Below are 1,207 nucleotides of genomic sequence, written 5' to 3' on the forward strand. Positions count from 1 at the left end.
TCTACACCGTCCAGCGCACCGGCCTTCGCGGCAATCCCGAGGGCGGCCACGACATGAGCGTGGAGTGCCGGGCGGCCGATTTGATCGACAANGCCAAGTCCGTGGACAGCGGCCATTGGGACAAGGCGACGCTGGGCGCCATCGTGTCCGACGTGGCCAAGGGCCTCGGCCTTCAGGCGGTGGTCGATCCGACGCTGAAGGCGATTGCCATTCCCTACCGCGCCCGCGTGCAGCAGGAGGCACTGGACTTCCTGTCCGACCTTGCCGACGATTTCGGCGGGGCGATCAAGGTGGCGGGCGGCAAGGTGATGATGACCGAGCGCGGCGCCGGCCGCACCGCCTCGGGCGGGGCGCTGCCCATTGTCACCATCGCCTATGACCCGGCCTATGACTTCGCCTTCGAATTCGAGCCGCGCGGTGCCTACGAGACCAGCCAGGGCCGCTGGTACGACGAAGAGACCGGCACCTGGCAGGATGAGGACGAGACGGAGCAAGGCGGCAAGGGCCGCCTCAGCCGTCCGCATCCCTGGCCCTCGAAGGACGAGGCCCGCCACGGCGCCCGCGCGGCGGCCCGCGAACGCGGGCGCCAGTCCGCCACCGGCCAGGTGACCGGCGCGGGCGACCCGGCGGCCGTCGCCGGCTGCCCGGTGAAGGTGACCGGCTTCGGCCCCGACGCGGACGGCACCACCTGGTGCGCCGAAAGCGTCGAGCACGACATCCAGCCCGGCTCCGGCTGGATCACCACCATCACTTTGGAGACCAAGGAGGCCAAGCAGGAGACGGACAGCGAGGATGATGAGGGGAGCGGTGGCGGCGGCGGCGCCTCCGGCACCGGCACCATGGCCGGCGACCCGGAGGGCGGCACTATCGCCTGAGGTGGGGCGGGGCGCGAGCGCCCCGAACGCGGGCCAGCCTGGCAGCATCAACCCGCGCGACCGAACAGAGCGGAACGGTCCCCCGATGGGGCCGCTAACCCGCAAGGCCTTAACAAGTGGAGAACATCCGTTGTGGAACCTGCCGCGCGCTTCTGTTCCGCGCCGGCCGGGGTGCCATCTCCGGCACCATCGAGATCAAGTGCCGCCGCTGCGGCACCCTGAATGCCCTGAGGCCCCCCGAGCCCAAACCCGAGCGCCGCGAGCGTCCTTCACATGGAGACGTTTCGTGCATCTCGACCGCAAGCAAATAGGCGGGGCCACCCTTTATCTCG

Annotated in this window: 2 protein-coding genes; both read left to right on the forward strand. The window is 70.3% G+C overall.

Features of this window, described 5'->3' with window-relative positions; all coding sequences use genetic code 11:
• The first annotated feature begins 53 nt into the window (after positions 1–53).
• Entirely contained in the window at positions 54–875 is an 822-nt protein-coding gene (locus tag YU1_RS35005) for a phage late control D family protein (protein ID WP_483413520.1), read from the forward strand.
• A gap of 116 nt (positions 876–991) precedes the next feature.
• Positions 992–1,186 carry a Com family DNA-binding transcriptional regulator gene (locus tag YU1_RS34985; protein ID WP_084540145.1) on the forward strand — a complete coding sequence of 65 codons (195 nt, stop codon included), beginning with the start codon at positions 992–994 and terminating at the stop codon, positions 1,184–1,186.
• The last annotated feature ends 21 nt before the right edge of the window (positions 1,187–1,207 follow it).

Origin of the sequence: Azorhizobium doebereinerae UFLA1-100 (assembly GCF_000473085.1) — a bacterium.
GTDB classification, from domain to species: domain Bacteria; phylum Pseudomonadota; class Alphaproteobacteria; order Rhizobiales; family Xanthobacteraceae; genus Azorhizobium; species Azorhizobium doebereinerae.